Source organism: Isoptericola sp. NPDC060185, assembly GCF_042728595.1.
Taxonomy (GTDB): domain Bacteria; phylum Actinomycetota; class Actinomycetes; order Actinomycetales; family Cellulomonadaceae; genus Isoptericola.
This window is the reverse complement of record NZ_JBHWYY010000034.1, coordinates 1-18,711: the sequence shown is the minus strand read 5'-3', so window position 1 is coordinate 18,711 and position 18,711 is coordinate 1. Positions and strand designations below refer to the sequence as shown.

The 18,711-nt window shown below is 74.7% G+C and carries 16 protein-coding genes; 7 read left to right on the top strand and 9 right to left on the bottom strand.

Features of this window, described 5'->3' with window-relative positions; genetic code table 11:
* Positions 1–96: 96 nt before the first annotated feature.
* A complete protein-coding gene (locus tag ACFWDO_RS12510) occupies positions 97–1,584 on the top strand; it encodes a zf-HC2 domain-containing protein (RefSeq protein ID WP_380317177.1) in 1,488 nt (495 codons plus the stop codon).
* Between the two features lie 39 nt (positions 1,585–1,623).
* On the opposite strand, the gene rlmC is transcribed toward ACFWDO_RS12510, so the two are convergent.
* The 4 genes from rlmC to ACFWDO_RS12490 all read right to left on the bottom strand — a co-directional run bounded on the left by rlmC (position 1,624) and on the right by ACFWDO_RS12490 (position 7,468).
* The gene (gene rlmC, locus ACFWDO_RS12505; protein WP_380317180.1) at positions 1,624–2,877 is read right to left on the bottom strand and encodes a 23S rRNA (uracil(747)-C(5))-methyltransferase RlmC; all 1,254 of its coding nucleotides are present in this window, start codon (positions 2,875–2,877) and stop codon (positions 1,624–1,626) included.
* A 49-nt stretch (positions 2,878–2,926) separates the two neighbouring features.
* A complete protein-coding gene (locus tag ACFWDO_RS12500; protein WP_380317183.1) occupies positions 2,927–6,232 on the bottom strand; it encodes a S8 family serine peptidase in 3,306 nt (1,101 codons plus the stop codon).
* A gap of 166 nt (positions 6,233–6,398) precedes the next feature.
* The gene (locus tag ACFWDO_RS12495) at positions 6,399–6,842 is read right to left on the bottom strand and encodes a VOC family protein (protein ID WP_380317186.1); all 444 of its coding nucleotides are present in this window, start codon (positions 6,840–6,842) and stop codon (positions 6,399–6,401) included.
* Positions 6,839–7,468 carry a DinB family protein gene (locus ACFWDO_RS12490; RefSeq protein ID WP_380317188.1) on the bottom strand — a complete coding sequence of 210 codons (630 nt, stop codon included), beginning with the start codon at positions 7,466–7,468 and terminating at the stop codon, positions 6,839–6,841. The genes ACFWDO_RS12495 and ACFWDO_RS12490 overlap by 4 nt, the downstream gene beginning before the upstream one ends.
* Positions 7,469–7,637: 169 nt before the next feature.
* On the opposite strand from ACFWDO_RS12490, the gene ACFWDO_RS12485 reads away from it, so the two are divergent.
* Positions 7,638–8,285, top strand: a complete 648-nt coding sequence (locus ACFWDO_RS12485; RefSeq protein WP_380317191.1) for a heme oxygenase (biliverdin-producing) — start codon at positions 7,638–7,640, stop codon at positions 8,283–8,285.
* 15 nt (positions 8,286–8,300) lie between these two features.
* Here the strand turns inward: ACFWDO_RS12485 and ACFWDO_RS12480 are convergent, their stop codons facing one another.
* Positions 8,301–10,046, bottom strand: a complete 1,746-nt coding sequence (locus tag ACFWDO_RS12480; protein WP_380317194.1) for a SpoIIE family protein phosphatase — start codon at positions 10,044–10,046, stop codon at positions 8,301–8,303.
* 92 nt (positions 10,047–10,138) lie between these two features.
* Here ACFWDO_RS12480 and ACFWDO_RS12475 point away from each other — a divergent pair, with 92 nt between their 5' ends.
* Positions 10,139–10,966, top strand: coding sequence for a type II CAAX prenyl endopeptidase Rce1 family protein (locus tag ACFWDO_RS12475; RefSeq protein ID WP_380317197.1), 828 nt, complete (start codon positions 10,139–10,141; stop codon positions 10,964–10,966).
* Here the strand turns inward: ACFWDO_RS12475 and ACFWDO_RS12470 are convergent.
* Positions 10,953–11,258 carry a hypothetical protein gene (locus ACFWDO_RS12470; protein WP_380317200.1) on the bottom strand — a complete coding sequence of 102 codons (306 nt, stop codon included), beginning with the start codon at positions 11,256–11,258 and terminating at the stop codon, positions 10,953–10,955. The two genes, ACFWDO_RS12475 and ACFWDO_RS12470, sit on opposite strands and share 14 nt — an antisense overlap.
* A gap of 146 nt (positions 11,259–11,404) precedes the next feature.
* Between ACFWDO_RS12470 and ACFWDO_RS12465 the strand changes: the two genes are divergently transcribed.
* Positions 11,405–12,283, top strand: a complete 879-nt coding sequence (locus tag ACFWDO_RS12465) for a LysR family transcriptional regulator (protein ID WP_380317203.1) — start codon at positions 11,405–11,407, stop codon at positions 12,281–12,283.
* A 6-nt stretch (positions 12,284–12,289) separates the two neighbouring features.
* Here the strand turns inward: ACFWDO_RS12465 and ACFWDO_RS12460 are convergent, their stop codons facing one another.
* A complete protein-coding gene (locus ACFWDO_RS12460) occupies positions 12,290–13,021 on the bottom strand; it encodes a DUF305 domain-containing protein (protein ID WP_380317206.1) in 732 nt (243 codons plus the stop codon).
* 142 nt (positions 13,022–13,163) lie between these two features.
* Here ACFWDO_RS12460 and ACFWDO_RS12455 point away from each other — a divergent pair, with 142 nt between their 5' ends.
* Entirely contained in the window at positions 13,164–14,564 is a 1,401-nt protein-coding gene (locus tag ACFWDO_RS12455) for an LVIVD repeat-containing protein (RefSeq protein WP_380317209.1), read from the top strand.
* A 78-nt stretch (positions 14,565–14,642) separates the two neighbouring features.
* On the opposite strand, the gene ACFWDO_RS12450 is transcribed toward ACFWDO_RS12455, so the two are convergent.
* Complete coding sequence (locus ACFWDO_RS12450; RefSeq protein ID WP_380346968.1) at positions 14,643–15,644, bottom strand: DMT family transporter; 1,002 nt, start codon at positions 15,642–15,644, stop codon at positions 14,643–14,645.
* Between the two features lie 46 nt (positions 15,645–15,690).
* Positions 15,691–16,551, bottom strand: coding sequence for a hydrolase (locus ACFWDO_RS12445; RefSeq protein WP_380326789.1), 861 nt, complete (start codon positions 16,549–16,551; stop codon positions 15,691–15,693).
* 62 nt (positions 16,552–16,613) lie between these two features.
* Between ACFWDO_RS12445 and ACFWDO_RS12440 the strand changes: the two genes are divergently transcribed.
* Together ACFWDO_RS12440 and ACFWDO_RS12435 are read left to right on the top strand one after the other, a co-directional pair.
* Positions 16,614–18,011 (top strand): sensor histidine kinase, encoded by a 1,398-nt coding sequence (locus tag ACFWDO_RS12440; protein WP_380326792.1) that lies wholly within the window; start codon positions 16,614–16,616, stop codon positions 18,009–18,011.
* A 68-nt stretch (positions 18,012–18,079) separates the two neighbouring features.
* Positions 18,080–18,700, top strand: a complete 621-nt coding sequence (locus tag ACFWDO_RS12435) for a response regulator (protein ID WP_380326795.1) — start codon at positions 18,080–18,082, stop codon at positions 18,698–18,700.
* Positions 18,701–18,711 lie beyond the last annotated feature (11 nt).

Here is an 18,711-nt window from a genome sequence, read left to right as displayed (position 1 = left end):
GCCATCGCCCCGCACGACGCTGCGATCATGTCCCCCGGCGACGGGCCCGGGACCGCGCCGGGACCGCACACGGATCGGCAGGAACGAGGGCGCTGCGTGACCACGACGCACGACGGCGACGCGCCCGCGGGCCGGGCAGCCGTCGACGACGCGATCGCGCGGATGCGCGAGGCCGCGACGGCGGAGGGCCGCGCCGACGGGCCGGGCGCCGCCGGGAGCGTGGACCCGTCCGTGCTGCGCACCGTGCTCGCCACCCTGCCGTTCGACGACCAGCAGCTGCTGTGGGACCGGCACGTGCTGGGCCGCGAGGCCGCCGCGATCGCCGCCGAGCTGGGCGTGCACGCCCGCGCGGTGCTGCACCGGCTGCGGCGTGCGGAGGAGCGGCTGGCCGCGGCGTTCGCGGCCGCGCACGCCCGCGCCTGCCCGCCCGGCTGCCTGGACACGCGTCGGTCCCTGCACTCCTACGTGCGCCACCGGCTCTCGCCCGTGCGGCGCACGGTGCTGGAGGCGCACCTGTTCGCCTGCCAGGGCTGCATGCGCGCCTTCATCGACGTCCGCGAGACGGGCTGGGCCGTGCGCGACGCCGGCCCCCTCCTCCTGGCGGGGACGGCTGCGGGCACGGTCGCGGGCAGCGCCCCCCTGGTCGTGGGCGCGCTCGGCGCCGGCACGGCCGGCGCCGGGGTGCTCGCCTGGTCGGGCCCGGTCGGCGCCGCGTTCGCCGTCGTGGCCGGGTGGGCCAAGGCGGCCGTCCTCGAGCTCGCCCACCTCGGCAAGGGCGGACTGATCGCCGCCGGCACCGTCGCGGGGGTGGCCGTGGCGGCAGTCGCCACCGCCGTCGTGCTCGCCGGCGGCGGCGGGGGCTCCCCCGCCGCCGGTCCGGTCGCGCCGACCCCGACGTCCTCGGTCGAGGCCGCCGCGCCCGGCAGCGCGGCGACGCCCGCGGCCCCGGCCGACCCGGAGCCCGACGCCACCACCGTGCCCGAGGACCCGCCCCCGGCCGGCGAGACCGCGCACCCCGGAGACGCCGGGCCCACCGCCCCGGCCACGACGCCGCCGACCACGCCGGACACCACTCCGGGCACGACGACGCCCGCGACGCCGGGCACCACGCCGCCGACGACGCCGGGCACGACGACGCCCAGCTCGCCGTCGACCACCTCGCCGACGACGCCCACCACCACGCCGACGGCCGACCCGAGCCCGACGACGTCGCCGACGGGCGAGCCCACGCCGACGTCGACCCCCACCTCGACCCCCACGTCGAAGCCGACGACGACACCCACACCGACGCCCACCCCGACGCCGGACCCGGACCCGGTGCGGTCCACCGTCAAGGCGGACCTGCCGGGGCTGCGCGGTGTCTTCCGCGTGACGCCGGACCAGGACGAGGTGGACGTCGTCTCCGTCGCGACGTCGCGGGGCTGGCTGCGCGCGCGAGAGTGCCGTGACGGCAGCTGGTACGTCTCGTCGCGGCACTACCAGGCCGCCACGGTCGACGTGACGGTGGATGCCCCGGCCGACGTCGCGCCGTCGGTCTCCCTGGTGCGCACCGGTATCTGGCCGGGCTGGCTGCAGACCTGCTGACCCGGCACGCCAGGTCGGGTCGTCCGGGACCGCCCTCGCTCAGGCGGCCGCGGCCGCCCGTTCGAGCAGCACGAGCACCTCGTAGTGCCCGGTCTGCGGGAACATGTCGAGCAGGCGGGCGCGCCGCGGCCGCAGGGAAGGCATGCGGGCCAGGTCCTCGGCGAGGGTCACGGCGTTGCAGCTGGAGTAGAGCACGTGCGTGGCGTCGGAGGCCTCCAGCCAGCGCGACAGGTCGGCGCCGATGCCGCGCCGGGGCGGGTTGACCACGACCAGCTCGGGGGCGGGCGCCCCGCCGTCGCGGGCGAACGTCGTCGCGTCCCCGGCGGCGAACCGCACGTCGCGGACGGCGTCGGCCCACCACGCCGCGTCGCGGGCGCCGACGGCGGCGTCCGCGGGCAGGTGGGCGAGCTCGTCCCGCGTCGTGGTGGCGCTGGCGATCGCCTCCGCGGAGATCTCGATGCCGGTGACGGCGCGGCCCGGCGCCGCGCAGTGCAGCGCGAACCCGCCGACGCCGCAGTACAGGTCCCACAGCGACGCGGGCGCGACCTCGTCGACCCACTCGCGGGCCTGCGCGTACAGGGCGGTGGCGACGGCGGTGTTGGTCTGGAAGAAGCTCTGCGGGCGCAGGTGCAGGGTGATCCCGTCGAGCCGCATGGGCAGCGCCTGCCGCTCGGTGAGCACGATCTCCTGCTCGCCCTCGAGGACGGCCGCGTGCGCGGGCTGCACGTTGACGCTCACCACCGCGACCTGCGGCAGCTCGGCCAGCAGCCAAGGCAGGTGCTTGCGGAGTCGGGCGACGGGCTCCTGGCTGCGCAGCACGAACCGGACCATGAGCTCCCCGTCGGCGGACAGGGTGACGAGCACGTGCTTGAGCTCCCCGCGCCACGCCGACTCCCGCGGGGTCTCGCGGCGGCGGGCGCCGCGCGACGGCGACGTCGCGTCGTAGGGCTGCAGGCGCGCTCGCGTGACCAGCCCGGCGAGCGCGGGGAACGCGTCCTGAAGGGCGGGCGGGTAGAGGCCGCAGTCCGTGAGGTCGATTCCCTGGCCGGCGAACGGCCCGGCCGCGGAGCCGAGGATGCCGAGCACCGGCTCCTCCACGGTGCCGCTGACCACCATCTTGGCCTTGTTGCGGAACCCGGACTCGGGGCCGGTCACGGCGGGCAGCCACGCCACGCCGTCGTCGGCGAGCAGGGCCCGCACGTGCGCCTCCTTCTCGGCGACCTGCGTGGGGTACGGCGTCGCGAGGAGGGTGCACGAGTGGCAGCGGCCGGCGTCGAAGTGGGGGCACTGCACGGGACCATTGTCCCCCCACCTCGCCGCCGGCCGCTGCCGACCGCCGCCGTCAGTGCTTCTTCGGCGGCGTCACCCTCACGGGGGTGTCGACGACCGTCACGCCCGGCACCTCGTCGGCGACGAGCTCCGTGTGCACGACGCCGTCACCGGGTCGTGCGCCACGCAGTGTGACGTCGTAGGTGAGCGTGCCGCCCGGGGTCGGGTCGGTCGACGTGACCACCTTGTCCGTGCCGTCGGGCAGCTCGGCGACCATGTCGCCCGCGCCGGCGGCGTTCTCCGCCCCGACGAGGAACGCCTGACCGGCCGGGTCCGCCATGGGCCCGGGGTAGGTGAACGAGACGTCCTGGGTGCCGTTGGTGCCGACCCACACCTGGAAGGTGCGAGCGTCCTGGGTGCCCCAGACGTACATGTCCCACTGGAAGACGAGCCAGCTGTTCACCCCGTCGGTGAGCGACCCGACGCGGACGCCCTCGGCGGCGGTGCCGTCGCCCGCCACGCTGTTGAGGTCGGTCCAGAACGGCGCGAGGACGTCGTTCGGGCGTTCCGGCGACGGGCCGCCCGGCAGGTCGCAGCAGTTGTTGTCCTGCGACGTGCCGCCCCCGGCCACGAGGTAGCCGTTGGAGTCCACCGCGACCCTCGTGTACGTGCGCCCGTTGTAGACGAACGCCGGCACCGTGAAGTTGACGACCGACTCGTCGCCCACGGACGTCGGGGCGATCCCGAACGCCGCCAGGTCGAGGTAGCCGGCGGGGGACCCGTCGGGCACGTCGGCCACGCCCGGCACGCCCAGCTCGGCTCCGCTGAGCGTCGCGGTCACGGTGCGCGAGCCCTGGAGGGCGCCCTTGCCGGTGGTCGTGGACGTCACGGACTGGTCGTTGAACGACAGGTTCGTGGCAGTCACGGTGCACGTGACGTCCTGCTTCGCCCGGATCGACGCCTCGTCGCACGACTGGTCCAGGGTCACGTTGCCCTGGGTGGGGACGAACGCCACGGGGATCCGCGCGTCGCCCCGCGGGGTGCGAAACGTGACCGCGCCGAACTTCTGCTCGCCGCTCGCCGAGGTGTCCGTGATCGTGATGTCGAACGACACGCTCCCGCCGGCGCGCACCGTCGCCACGCCCGGCTTCACCGTGATCCTCGAGCCGTCCGGGGCCTCGGCCTTCGGGCGGACGACGATCGTGCGGCCCGACGTGTTCTGCAGGGTGCGGGTGGTGGTGACCCGGCCCGGCAGGGTCGGCGCGTTGACCGACGGGATGTTGAGGTCCACCGCGTGCACGGGGTCGGCGGCCAGCGCGGCGAAGTTCGCCGTGGTGTCCGAGATCGTCACGGGCGGGTTCAGGGACGCGGCGACGTCGACGCGCCCGGCGCCCATGTCGAACGGGTCGGCGGGCGTGGTCAGGTCCTCCTTGACCACGTCGGTGGTGGCCTGGGTCATGATGGCGGACTTGATCTGCCCCGGCGTCCAGTCGGGGTGCACGGCCTTGAGCAGCAGGCCGACGCCGGCGATGTGCGGCGACGACATCGAGGTGCCCGCGATGGCCTGGTAGTACTCCCCGGCCGGGCCGCCCTCGGGGGTCATCGGGGTCGGGGTCATGGCCGCGAGGATCTGCACGCCCGGCGCGGTGACGTCCGGCTTGACGAACGGGCCGGCCGGCCCGCGGGAGCTGAACGCCGCCATGACGTCGCCCTGGCCCTGGGCCGGCGCGCCGTCGGTGAACGACCCGCTGACGTCGGGGTGCGCGCCGAGGAAGGCCAGCAGGTCCGTCCCGTCCGCCACGTGCACGGCGGGCAGGAAGTGGTTGTCGGTGGCGACGTCGGCGAGCGACGGGTTGACCAGGATCATGCCGGCCGCGCCGCCCTGCGCGACGTTGTATCCCTTGAGCACGCGGGCGTTCTCGCCGCGCACGCACACCACGATCTTCCCGTCGAAGGTGCCGGCGGGGGCCGGCTCCCGGCAGAGCGCGTCGCCGTACGGCGCGGCGCTCGCCTGCACGACGGGGAGCGGGTCGTGCACGCCGGCCACGATCGACGCGCCGTCGGTCGTGAAGACGTCGCCGTTCCCGGCGGTGAGCGAGATCGTGGACGAGAACTCGCGGTCCTGCGTCGAGGCCGCCACCGTCGTCAGCCACGGGCTGACGTGGTTCGCCGTCGCGGCCCCCGGGCCGTCGTTCCCGGCCGATGCGGCGACGAAGACGCCCGCGTCGTACGCGCCGAGGAACGCGAGCTCGACCGGGTCGCCCACGGTCGTGCCGCCCGAGATGGAGTAGTTGATGGCGTCGACCTGGTCGACCACGGCCTGCTGGATCGCCCCGACCAGGTCGGACGTGTAGCCGCCGCCCGGGCCGAGCGCCTTGTACTCGATGATCTTCGCGCCGGGCGCGATGCCCTGGATCCGCGCGATCTCCGGCCCGATGGTCTGCACGTCCTCGACGACGCCGCCCGCGCTCGTGCTCGAGGTGTGCGAGCCGTGGCCCTCCGCGTCGCGCGCCGTGCCGCGGTAGAGGTAGTCGTCGGGGTTGAGCTGGTCGTACAGGTCGGTGAACGAGTAGCCGCCCACCAGCTTGTCGTTGCAGACGAACGGGTCGTCGCCCGGCGTCGTCGGGTCCTCGCCGAAGTCGCAGGGGACGGCGGGGCCGTCGTACGGGGCGAGGTCGCCGTCGTCGGCGAACGACGGGTGCTCCGGCCAGACGCCGGTGTCGATGTTGCCGAGCACCAGGCCGTCGCCGGCGGTGCTGTCGCCGCCGAGCGCCTCGTAGGCCGCGGGCGCGCCGATGAACGCGGGGCTCGAGTCCGTGAGCGGCTTCTCGAGCGTGTTCTCCTGGACGGCGACGACGCCCGGCACCTTCAGCAGGTCGGGGATCTCGTTGCCGGGGACCAGCGCGGCGACGCCGCCGTAGACCGTGTCGTACGTCGCGACGACGTCCGTGGCGGGCACGGCGGCCTCGACGTCCGCGGTGATCTCCCGCGCCTGGTCCTTGACGTACCCGCGGTACCGGCGCGTGTCGGCGTCCTTGCCGCGCAGCGCCTTCCCGGTGACGGACGGGCTGGTCGCGTCGTAGCCCGGCACGGTGCCCGTGTAGGAGGCGACGGGCTCCACGTCGTACTTCACCATCACCGGGATCTTCTTCGCGGAGTCCAGGGACAGCAGGCGCTTCGGCGTCGTCGCCAGGGCGCTCGAGGGCGACTTCGCGCCCTCGTCCCGGGAGGTGACCGTCGGCTGGGTGTCCGCCGGCCGGAGGTCGTCGGGGTCGGTCGACGCGGCGGACGACGTCGCCGCGGTGAAGGAGGTGAGGGCCAGTGCGACGCCTGAGGTGGCGGCGACGAGCCGGAGTCTGGAACGGTCTCGCAAGCGCATGGGTGCGCACCCTTCGTCTCGGTCCGGACGTGCGGGACCTCCGGGGCCGGGCCGCCACGACACTGTGGCCACGCCCGGCGTCGGGCGGTCACCGGGAAACTACGCCCGTTCCGGCGTCGTCACCCCTCGAGACGGACGCCGGGCGCGGACCTCACCCGACGAGACCTCACCCGACGAAGAGGCAGAACGGATGGCCCGCCGGGTCGGCGTACACCCGCAGCGGCTCCTCCGGGTCGTCGGACCGGTCCCGCAGCAGCCGCGCTCCGAGCGCGAGGGCGCGCGCGTGCTGGCGGTCCAGCGCGGCGACGTCGGGCACCGTCGCGTCGAGGTGCAGCTGCTGCGGCACGGCGCCCTCCGGCCACGTGGCGGGCGGCAGCGCGGGCACCTGCTGGAAGGCGAGCTGCACGCCGCCCGGGTTGCGCAGCACCAGCCAGTCCGCGCCCTGCGGGTCAGGCTCGCCGGGCGCCGGCTGCTCGTCGCCCGGCCGGTAGGCGAGCCCGAACAGCGCGCGGTAGAACTCCGCGAGCCCGCGCGCGTCGGTGGCGTCGAGCACCACCTGGCTGATCGTGGGGACGGTGCCATCGTCGGTGTCGTCGGTGGCGTCGGTCATCGGTCCTCCTCGGGGAACTGCTCGGCGATGCGGCGCAGCGCGGCGGTGAACGCGGCGTAGTCGAGGCCGGGGGCGAGGTTGTCGTTGTCGGGCCGCAGTCCGGCCGCGCCGTCGGCCTCCTCCCGCAGGATGTCGGCGTGCCCGGCGTGCCGGCTCAGCTCCGTGGTCACGTGCACGAGGATCTGGTGCAGCGTGACGTCCCGGCCGCCGTCGCCCCACCACCAGACGTGCCCGGGCGCGTCGAGGGGCAGGGCCTCGATGGTGGCGTCGGCGAACTCGGCCACCTGCCGGTACAGGTCCACGACCTGGGCGGCCGACTCGTCGGCGGTGGCGAAGAACTCGGCCTGGAGCGCGTCGGCGTCGGCGTCGGGGTCGTCGGCCGCCGCGAGCCACGGCGCGTCCTCGGGGCGGGGCCACGGCCGCCCGAACACGTCGCCGAAGTAGCCGATCTCCACCGTCGCCGCGTGCTTGACCAGCCCGAGCAGGTTGGTGCCGGTGGGCGTGCGCGGCATCCGCGCCTCCCGTTCCGACAGCCCCTCCACCTTCCACAGCAGCGCCTCGCGCGCCTCGCGCAGGTAACGGTGCAGCACGGCCTTGGCGTCCGGGGGCAGCTCGCTCGTCGTCATCGGCCCAGACTGCCCACCGCCACCGACAGCCCCGCGAGGGCGGCGCCCGACCACCGGCCGACATCAGGGTAGGCAACCCTAAGTCCTGCTGTTATGGTGACGCCAGGTCGTGACAACCCGTCATGACGACATTGCCGGACGCCCGGCCAGAAGGACCGGAGGTCCGTCCATGACCGTGCTCGCGGAGGTCGCCCCGCTCTCGACCCGGCTGCGCGAGGGCACGCGCGCCGAGCACACGGCGGCGGAGTCGGAGGGCTTCGTCGAGCACCTCCTCGCGGGCCGGCTCGACGTCGCCGCCTACGCCGACCTCGCCGCGCAGCAGCACGCGGTCTACACGGCGCTGGAGCGCGCGAGCGAGCGGATGCGGGCGGATTCCCGGGGCCGGGACCTCGTCTTCGACGAGCTCACCCGCGTGCCCGCCATCGAGCGCGACCTGGCGCACCTGTACGGCCCCGGCTGGCGCGACGCCGTCCGGGTCCTGCCCGCGACGCTCCGGTACGTGGCGCGCCTCGACGCGGTCGGCGGCGACGTCGCCTGCTATGCCGCGCACGCCTACACGCGCTACCTCGGCGACCTCTCGGGCGGCCAGGTCATCCAGCGCATGATGCAGCGGCACTACGGCATGACCACGGCCGGCCTCGAGTTCTACGACTTCCCCGAGATCCCGAAGGCGAAGCCGTTCAAGGACCTGTACCGGGAGCGCCTCGACGGGATCGAGCTGGACGACACCGAGGTGGCCCTCGCCGTCTCGGAGGCGCAGGAGGCCTTCCGCCTCAACCGCGCCGTCTTCGCCGAGCTGGGCGCCGCGCGCCGCTGACGCCGCCCCGCGGGCTCAGCGCACCCGTGCCGCGAGCACGGCGACGTCGTCGCGCTGCGTGCCGGGCACCATCCGGTCGACGATCGCCTGCGGCAGCTCCGCCGTCGGGCAGGCCCGCAGCTCCTCCAGGACGCCGATCAGCCGCTGCACCCGCTCCACGTAGCTGACGGTGCGCGACTCGACCAACCCGTCCGTGTACAGCAGCAGGGTGTCGCCGGGGCGCAGCTCGGCGGCGTGGTCGCGGCGCGCCGCGGACGGGTCCACGCCGAGCATGAGGTCGGGCCGGCCGGTCAGCTCCTCCACGTGCCCGTCGGCGCGGACGACCACCGGCCGCGGGTGCCCGGCGCTGGACCACCACAGGCGGCACGCGTCGTCACCGGTGCCGGGCTCGCCGGGGCCCGTGCGGTCGAGCCGCGCGACGGTCGCCGTGCCCGTCGCCGTGAGGCCGAGGCCCCGGTTGGCGCGGTCCAGCTCGCGCAGCAGGCGCGCGGGCGGCGCGTCCTGGTACCAGGCCAGCGTGCGCAGCATGCTGCGCAGCTGCCCCATCCGGGCGGCCGCCTGCATGTCGTGGCCGGTCACGTCGCCGATCATCAGCACCGTGGAGCGCGGGTCCAGCTCGACGGCGTCGTACCAGTCGCCGCCCACCTTGTCGGTGCGCGTCGCCGACGCGTACGTGGAGGCGAGCTCGAGGTACGGCACGTGCGGCAGGTCGGTGAGCATCGCGGCCTGCAGCGTCGTGGCCACGCGGTGCCGGTCCTCCAGGACCCGGATGCGCACCAGCGCCTGCGCCACGCACGACGCGAGCGTGGCGGCCGTGCGGCGGCTCTCGTCGTCGTGGTCGTGGGGCCCGCGCCACTGGAGCACGACGACGCCGAGCAGCCGGTCGTCCACCACCATCGGCAGCAGCGCCAGCCCGCCGAGCGTCGGGTCGACCCAGGGCTCGAAGGTCGGCAGGTCGCGCAGCGCGGCCGATCCGTCGCGGTAGAACGCCGGCCGGCGGGCGCGCGCGATCGACGCCACCCCCGGGTCGGAGTACTTCCACAGCCGCGGCAGGTACGGGTACATGCCGTCGCGCTCGACGAGGGTGAGCCCGGCGTCGTTGCCGTCGGCCACGGTGAGCGCCGCCCAGATGGTCCCCAGCCCGGGCCCGGACGCGCGCAGGGCGTCCACGATCTCGTCCAGGGTCGTCGCGGCGGCGAACCGGTCGGTGAGGTCGAGCAGCATCCGGGTGCGGCGCGTGGCGTGCACGGCGACCTGCTGGATACGGTGCGCCCGCTGCCGCTCCAGCCGCAGGCGCAGCTCGGCGGTGCACGCGGCGGCCAGGTCGGCCAGGGTCGCGAGGTCGGTGTCGCTCCACGCGTGCGGCTCGACGTCGAGCGCGCACACGGTCCCCACGGCGGCGCCGTGCCGGTCGAAGATGGGGAAGCCGGCGTACGAGCCCATGCCGAGCTCGGTCACCGTCTCCCGGCCCGCGAACCGCGGGTCGGCCCGCAGGTCCTCGACCACCAGGGGGAGCCCGGTCTGCACGGTCTCCCCGCACAGGGGCTGGGACAGCGTGGTGCGCCGGGTGGCCTGGTACGGGTCCGGCAGGCCCAGGGCGCCGGGGTAGACCTGGGAGTCGGGCAGCACGAGCGTCACGAGGGCGGTGGGGACGCCGAGCTGCCGCTGCACGAGGCGCGCGAAGCGGTCGAACGACGCGTCCGCCACGGGGCGCGCGAGCCCGGCCGCCACGAGGGCCCCGATCGCTGGTCCGTAGGTCACCGGTGCGCGCTCCCGTCTCGGTTGTGCGCACCGGGACCCGCGACCATGCCCCGGATTCTTCCACGCAGGCTCCCGGATATCCTCGCGAGACCATGGACGTCACCCGCCGTGCCCCCGCCACCGCCTGGCGGCTCGTCGCCGCGGGCCTCGTCTCGGGGGCGGCGGTGCTGCTGTTCGCGGTGCACGTGCGCCCGCTGGCCTACCTGCCGCTCGTGGCCGGCGTCGCCGTCGGGCTGGCCGTGGACCGGCGCCTCGGGCGCGACCTCGCGCTGGTCGCGGTCGCGCTCGGCATCATCTCCACGATCCCCCTCGAGGCGGACCTGTCCGACGCCGGGATGGCGCGCTTCGCCGTCGTCCTCTCCCTGGCCGTGCTGGTGCCCTGGGCGGCGTCGAGGTTCTGGTTCCGCGACGACGACGGCGCGGGCGCGGTGCGCTTCCCCGTCGCGACAGGCCGGCGCTGGTCGGGCGGCCAGTACGTGTACCTGGCCGTCGTGGTGGTCGTCGGCTACCTGGTGCTGCCCTGGTACTTCCTCGGCTCCGGCGCCTACCTCAACTGGCCGCCGCTGACCGGCGGCCAGGACGTGGCGCGGCTGTTCGTCGGCGTCAACGCCGTGGGCATCTGGGACGAGCTGTTCTTCGTGTGCACCGTGTTCGCCCTGCTGCGCCGCCACTTCGGACTGTGGACGGCGAACGTGCTGCAGGCGGCGATCTTCGTGTCGTTCCTGTGGGAGCTGGGCTACCGCGAGTGGGGCCCCCTGCTCACGGTGCCGTTCGCCCTCGTGCAGGGCTGGATCTTCAGCCGGTACAAGAGCCTGACGTACGTGGTGACCGTGCACCTGCTGTTCGACGCCGTCGTCTTCGCCGTCCTGGTGCACGGTCACCACCCCGAGCTCTTCGACGTCTTCGTCACCGCGCCCTGAGGCCGGTCTCGAGGCCGGAGCCGGCCGCCGGCTCGTCGTCGGCCTCGGGCACGGTCCGGCGCTCGGCCTCGCCGCCGGCCTGGCGTACCGGGCCGGTGGCCCGGGCGCGCCGTCGCGTCGACGCCGGGGGCAGGCGGTGCAGGTGGGCCGCGCGGTGCCGGGTGGACCCGCGCCGTCCGCCCCGCCCGGGCCCGCGCGGTCGGCCTGCTCGCACGTCGCGCGGTGCGGGGCGCGGCCGGCGCCGGTGCTCGCGTGCGGGGGCGACGGGCTCGTCGGCGAGGGCATGGGGCATGGGCATTCCTCCTGGTCCCGGGATCGGTGGGGGTTCCAGGCTCGGCCGCGCGGGGGCCCGGATCAACGGCCGTTCCCGTTACGCTCGTTCACCGCCGGGTTCACGATCGAGGGCCCCGGAGAGCGGGCGACGAGGGGTGACGAGGCGTGGAGCTGCGCGAGATCGAGATCTTCCTGACGCTCGCGGAGGAGCTGCACTTCGGCCGGACGGCGGAACGGCTGCACGTCTCGGTGTCCCGCGTGAGCCAGGCGATCCGCAAGCAGGAGCGGGCCATCGGGGCGCCGCTGTTCGAGCGGACGTCGCGCCGCGTCGAGCTCACGACGGTGGGCGGGGTGCTCCAGGCCGGGCTGCGGCCCGCCTACGACGGGATCGGTGCCGCCGTCGCGGCCGCGTCGGCCGCCGCCCGCCGGATGACGGGGACGCTGACCCTCGGCTTCATGGGCGCCCAGGCGCACGAGCTGGAGCCGGTGCTCGCCCGCTTCCACGCGCGCCACCCCGGTGCGGAGGTGCGCTTCCACGAGGTCGTCTTCAGCGACCCGTTCGACGCCCTGCGGCGCGGCGACGTCGACCTGCTCACCACGTGGCTCCCCGTCGCCGAGCCGGACCTCTCCGTGGGTCCCGTGCTGCGCGAGGAGCCGCTGCGCCTCCTCGTGGCGACGGACCACCCGCTGGCCGCGGAAGGCCGGGCGGACATCGAGGCGCTCGCGGACCACGCCGTCCCCGCGATCCGCGGGTCGGCGCCGTCGTCCTGGCTGGCCGGGGTGCTGCCCGTGCGCACGCCCGCCGGGCGGGAGGTCCCCCGCGGCCCCGGCGCCGCCACCTATCAGGAGATCCTCGCCCTCGTCGCGGCCGGGAAGGTCGTGTGCCCGGTGCCCGACGAGGGCCGCCGCTACTACCCGTGGCCGGGTGTCACGTACCTCCCGCTCGACGGCGCGCCCCCGGTGCGGTGGGCGCTGGTCTGGCGCTCGTCCGGGGCCACCCCGCTGCTGCGGGCCTTCGTGGCGGAGGTCGGCCGCGCCGGCTGAGCCGGGCTACAGCTCGTCGAGCAGCCGCGACATCCGGTCGATCTCCGCGATCTGGTCCGCCGCGACGTTCGAGGAGAACTCCTGGACCGTCTCGTCGCGCCCGGCGGAGCTGAGCTCCTCGACCATCGTCAGCGCGCCCGCGTGGTGCGTGATCATGCCCTCGAGGAACATCCGGTCGAACGTGGCGCCGTCGGCGTCCGCCAGGGCCGCCATCTCGGCGTCGGTGAGCATGCCGGGCATGGAGCCGTGGTCGTGGGTCCCGGGGGCGCGCGGCCCGCTCCCGTCGCCCGCGGCCGACGGCGAGGCCGCCGCGGGCACGGGGAGGTCGTGGTCGGTGAGCCACCGGCTCATGTACCGGATCTCGCCCTCCTGCGACAGGCGGACGCGCTCGGCGAGCTTCGCGACCTGCTGCGACGCGGACCGCTCCGGGACCAGCCGGGCCATCTCCACGGCCTGGGCGTGGTGGCCGATCATCCGCGTCATGAAGTCGGCGTCGGCGTCGGTCACCACGTCCTCGTCGCCCATGCCCTCGTACTCGTCGGGGGCGATCGTCCGGGCGGGCTCGCCGGGCTTCCCCGGTGCGAGCACGTCGGACGACGGCGTCGATGCCGCGTCGGGTGCCTCGGGCGGCGCGGCGGTGCATCCGGCGGCGAGCATCACGGCGAGCACGACCGCGCCGGTCAGGGCGGCGTGGCGGCGAGCGGTGCGGCGGCGGAGGGGCTGGGGGCCTGTGGTCACCTGACGATCCTCTCGTGGGGAATGTTGCCTTCGCGTAAAAAGATGCCCGCCCACCTGGTTGAGAGCATGCTTCCAGGCAACACTCAGTGTGACCTACCAAGGAGGTGTGGCGCCTGTGCGTCGTTCAACCCTGAGATCACGGATGAGAAGTTCACGGGCGAGGGGCGCCGCCGGCGTCGCCCTCTCGCTGGCACTGACGGCCGGGGCGCTGGGGCTCGTGGCCCCGGCCTCCGCGGCCGACGACCTGGCCCCCGACGTCCCACCGGGCGAGGTGGCGTCGTCGAACATCGAGCACCTCAGCAACAGCCCCAAGAACGGTGCCCTGCAGGGCACCGGCTCGGACATCGCGTTCCAGGGCAAGTACGCGTTCGCGGGCAACTACGACGGATTCACCGTCTACGACCTGTCCGACCCGGAGGAGCCCGTCCAGGCGCTCCAGGTGTACTGCCCCGGCTCGCAGAACGACGTCTCCGTCTACGGCGACATCCTGGTGCTGTCCACCGACTCGTCGCGCAGCGACGACTCGTGCGCCTCGACCACCCGCCCCGCCACGGAGAAGGACGCCTGGGAGGGCATCAAGGTCTGGGACATCTCCGACCCGCTCGAGCCCGAGTACGTCCAGTCGGTCGAGACGGCGTGCGGCTCGCACACCCACTCGCTGGCACCGACCAAGAACGGCAAGGACCTGTACGTCTACGTGTCGTCGTACAGCCCCAGCTCGTCCTATCCGGACTGCCAGCCGCCGCACGACATCATCTCGGTCGTGAAGATCCCGGTGCAGAACCCGGCCGGGGCGGAGCTCGTCGGCACGCCGAACCTGTTCCCCGAGGGCGGCTACGAGGGCGACCGGTCCCGCAGCGCCTCGGCGACGTCCGGCTGCCACGACATCACCACCTACGTGCAGAAGGACATCGCCGCCGGCGCGTGCATGGGCGACGGCATCCTCATGGACATCAAGGACCGCGCCCACCCGAAGGTGATCAGCACGGTCCGCGACACCGAGAACTTCGCGTTCTGGCACTCGGCCACCTTCAACAACGACGCCACCAAGGTCGTCTTCACCGACGAGCTCGGCGGCGGCGGCCTGGCGACCTGCACCGGGGAGTACGCCCCGGAGCTCGGCGCCAACGGCATCTACGACATCGAGAAGGACGTGAAGCAGGGCGGGAAGAACGGCAAGACGCTCGTCCTGAAGAGCTACTACAAGATCCCGCGCATCAACGACGCCACCGAGAACTGCGTGGCGCACAACGGCTCGCTGATCCCGGTCGAGGGCAAGGACCTCATGGTCCAGTCCTGGTACCAGGGCGGCGTCTCGGTGATGGACTTCACCGACTCGTCCCACCCGACCGAGGTCGCCTGGTTCGACCGCGGCGCGGGCATCTCCAGCGGTGGCACGTGGTCCACCTACTGGTACAACGGCTACGCCTACTCGAACGACCTGGGGATCGGGTTCGACACGTTCGACATCGACGACGCGATCGACGGGTCGGCGAAGACGAACCTGAAGTCCCTCAACCCGCAGATGCAGGAGAAGTTCTGACCTGCTGACGCACGATCCGGCGGCCGGTCCACCTCGCGGTGGGCCGGCCGCCGTCGTGCGGGGGCAGGGAGCAGGGGCTCAGCGGTGGCGGCGCAGCGCGCCCTCGACGAGGGGCACGGCGACGGCGACCAGGGTGAGGGCGGCGCCGGCGAAGGTCGCGGGCCCGGGCGGGACGGCTCCGGGGGACGCGAGGTCGAGCGCCAGCGCCCCGACCACCTGGCCGGCGATCATGCCCAGCCCGAGCAGCAGCACCCCGATGCGCTGCACGACCGCTGCCTGGAGCGCGATGAAGACGATGCCCAGCAGCCCGCCCGAGTAGAGCAGCAGGTCCGGCGGGAAGGACCCGGTGGGCGCGCCGTCGACGGCGAGCGACACCCCGAACACCACCAGCAGTGCCGCCGTCCCGACGAGGAAGCTGACGAAGGTGGCGGCGAGCACGCCCCCGTCGCGCGCGGCACGACCGTCCGACCGCGGCGCCGCAGGGCGCACCGACGCCCGGACCCGGCCGTTGAGCGCCTGCTGGAACGACTGCAGCACGCCGGCCACCAGGGGGAAGAGCGCCAGACCCAGCGCGGCCGTCGCCGCACCCGCGCCCGACACCACGACGACGGCGACCACCGTCAGCACCGGGCCGAGGGCGCGGCCCAGCGTCACGAGCCGCACGCCGCCCGGGGCGAGCCCGAGCCGGTCGATGACCAGCGAGCTCACCGACTGACCGGCCACGAGCGCGATGGTGAACACGGCCACGCCGAGCGCGTCGACCGTCAGCCCCTGCGACATCACGTAGAACGCGCCGCCGAGCCCGCCGAGGCACTCCCACCAGCGCAGGCCGCCGGGCCCGCCGCGGCGCAGGCCGGCCGCGACCTGCCCCAGCGCGGCCCGGCCGGAGCGGGAGAAGGGGAGCGCGAGGGCCAGCAGCACCAGTCCGGAGCCGAAGGACAGGGCGGCCGTGCCGAAGGCCGTGCCCGTCTCGGTGGCCAGGGTCCCGTTGACGCGGCTCTGCAGGGCGGCGGCGAACCCCGCGACGATCGCGAGCGCCACGCCCACGGCGCGCTGCCGCCCGGTCACGATGGTTGCCACGGTCACGGGAGCCTAGCCGCGGGACGCCACCGCGACCGCACGCGGGTCACGTGAGGTGGTCGAAGTCACCACGCACCCACGCCGCGTGCCGCTCCGCGGAGCGGAGGACGACGTCGCGCGCGTCCTCGGAGATCACGCCCTCGAAGTTGTTGTAGAGCCGGTCGAAGGGCCGCCGCGCCACGTGCTCGGCGACGCGCGTCACGACCGCCGCCGACAGGGGGATGCGGTTGGGGTAGCTGCGCATGAAGCTCGCCGTGCGGTCCGGGTTGGCGAAGATCGTGTCTCCCGAGAGCAGCACGCCGCAGCCGTCGACGCCCGTCCAGTGCACCACCGCGGAGCCGGGGAAGTGGCCGCCCGGCTGGCTCAGGAAGACGCCGGGCAGCACCTCCCGCTCCCCGTCCGCGCCGGGGGACCACGTCTCGATGACGGCGTCCGGCCGGGCGACCCAGCCGGCGTCCGCCTCGCTGACCAGCACGGGGACGTCGCGCCCCGTCGCCGCCGCGAGGCGCCGGCTCCACTCCACCTGCACGCCGAACATGTGCGGGTGGCTGGCGGCGATCACCACGTCCCCGCCGGCGGCGGCGTCAACCACCGCGGCCACCCCCGCGTCGTCGACGAAGCCGAGCGGGTCCCACAGCAGCGCGCCGGCCGTCGTGCGCACCACCTTGGCCTGCTGCCCGATGCCCAGGTGGGGCGCGGTGTGCAGGGCGAGGAGGCCGGGCTCGAGCTCGGCGACCTCGACGGCGCAGCCCTCCGCCGTCAGGTCCTCGAGGGTGGTCCAGGTCTGGCCGGTCGCGGGCACCCACTGGCGCTCGTCCGCGCAGATCGCGCAGACGTCCGGACGGGTGGCGTGCTCGACGGCGCAGGTGCGGCAGATCCAGAATTCCGCCGGTACGGGGAGGCTCATGGGCCCAGACTTCCACCTCGCGGCGGAGGCGCCCACCGCATTCCCGTCTCTAGGCTGGCGGGATGCCCCAGCCCCGCGCCTCGTGGACCGCGCGCCTCTCCGACTGGTGGGGGATCGACTCCGGGTGGGAGCGCGTGCCCGCCGACCCGGCCCGCGCCTACCGCAACGACCTGTGGCTGGGCGCGGCGTTCGTCGTCGCCTCGCTCGTGGGCACCGAGCTCGCCCGCAGCTTCGGGTACTTCGAGGACGAGACGGCCCCGACCTGGCTGCTCTACCTGCTCTCGGCCCTGGGTGCCGCCCCGCTGATGTGGCGGCGACGGTTCCCCCTGGCAGTGCTGTCCGTGGTGTACCTGCACTTCCTCGTGGTGGGGCTGACCGTCCCCATGGTGACGATCCTGGTGCCGCTGCAGGTCGTCTACTTCGTCGCGCTGTTCAGCGCGGTCGCGTGGGCGCGCGACCGGCAGGCGATGGCGGTCGTCGTGGGCGTCGCGCTGCTGGCGATGTTCGGCTGGCTGGCCTGGCAGTTCGCCGTCGGGGCGGGCATCGACGGCATCGTCGAGCAGATGGGGCTGGCCGACGAGCAGCCCGGCCTGGTCGACCCGGGCGTGGCGTTCACCGCGTACAACCTGCTCATCAACGTCGCCTACTTCTACGGGGCCGTCGTGGCGGGCCAGCTCATGTGGCACGGCGCCCGGCGGCGCGAGCAGCTCGCCGCGCAGGCCGCCACGATCGAGCGTCAGACGGCGGAGCTGCAGCGGCAGGCCGTCGTCACCGAGCGGCTGCGCATCGCGCGGGAGCTGCACGACGTCGTCGCGCACCATGTGTCCGTCATCGGGATCCAGGCCGCCGCCGCGCGCCGGATGCTCGCCGGCGACCCCGCCGCTGCGGCGACGCCGCTGGCCACCATCGAGGGGGAGTCACGGGAGGCCGTGACCCAGATGCGCGGCCTGCTCGGCACCCTGCGCGGCGTCGAGGACCAGGGCCGCGACGACGGCGCCGGCGGCGGGACGGGGCGGGCGCCGGAGCCGGGCCTGGCCGACGTCGCCGGCCTCGCGGACTCCACGGGCGGGCTCGACGTCGAGGTGCGCGTGGTCGCCGAGCCGGGCGCCGTCGACGACGTGCCCGGGCCCCTCGGCCTCAGCCTCTACCGCACCGCGCAGGAGGCGCTGAGCAACGTGCGCAAGCACTCGACGGCGCGGTCCGCGCGCGTCGTCGTGCGCGTGGACCGGCGCCCGGCGCGGCGCGACGACCCGGACGCCCACCGCTTCCCGCACGGCTTCGCCGAGGTCGAGGTGCTCGACGACGGCCGCCCCCGGCCCGGGTCCGCGGGCACGGGCCTGGGGCTCGTCGGCGTGCGGGAGCGCGTCGCGACGCACGGCGGGCTGGCCGACGTCGGGCCGCGCGCCACCGGCGGCTACCGTGTCCGCGTGCGCCTGCCCCTGCCCTCCGGCCGCCCGTGACCAGCGCGAACGCGCCCGTGCGCGTGCTCCTCGTCGACGACCAGAAGCTGGTGCGCTCCGGCTTCGCGATGATCCTGTCCGTCGAGCCCGACGTCGAGGTGGTCGGCGAGGCCGCCGACGGCGCGCAGGCGCTGGAGCAGGTGCGCGCCCTGCGCCCCGACGTCGTCCTCATGGACGTGCAGATGCCGGTCATGGACGGCATCGAGGCCACCCGCCGCATCGTCGCCGCCGACCTCGCCCGGGTGCTGGTCCTCACCACCTTCGACGACGACGCCTACGTGGACGACGCCCTGCGCGCCGGCGCGTCCGGCTTCCTGCTGAAGAACTCCGACGCCGACCGGCTGGTCGACGCCGTCCGCACCGTCGCGGCCGGGCACGCGCTCCTGGCGCCCGAGGTCACCCGGCGCGTCATCGAGCGGATGGTGGCTGGTGAAGGCTCGTCCGCCGACCCGCGACCGTCCGACCTGCGACCGTCCGACCGACCGTCCGACCCGCGGCTGGACCAGCTGACCCCGCGCGAGAAGGAGGTCCTCGTGCTGGTCGGTCGGGGGATGTCGAACGCCGAGATCGCGGCGGAGCTGTTCCTCGGCGAGGCCACCGTCAAGACCCACGTGTCCAACGTGCTGTCCAAGCTGCACCTGCGCGACCGCGTCCAGGCGGTCGTCTTCTACCACCGCACGCTGACGTAGCGGTGGGTCGT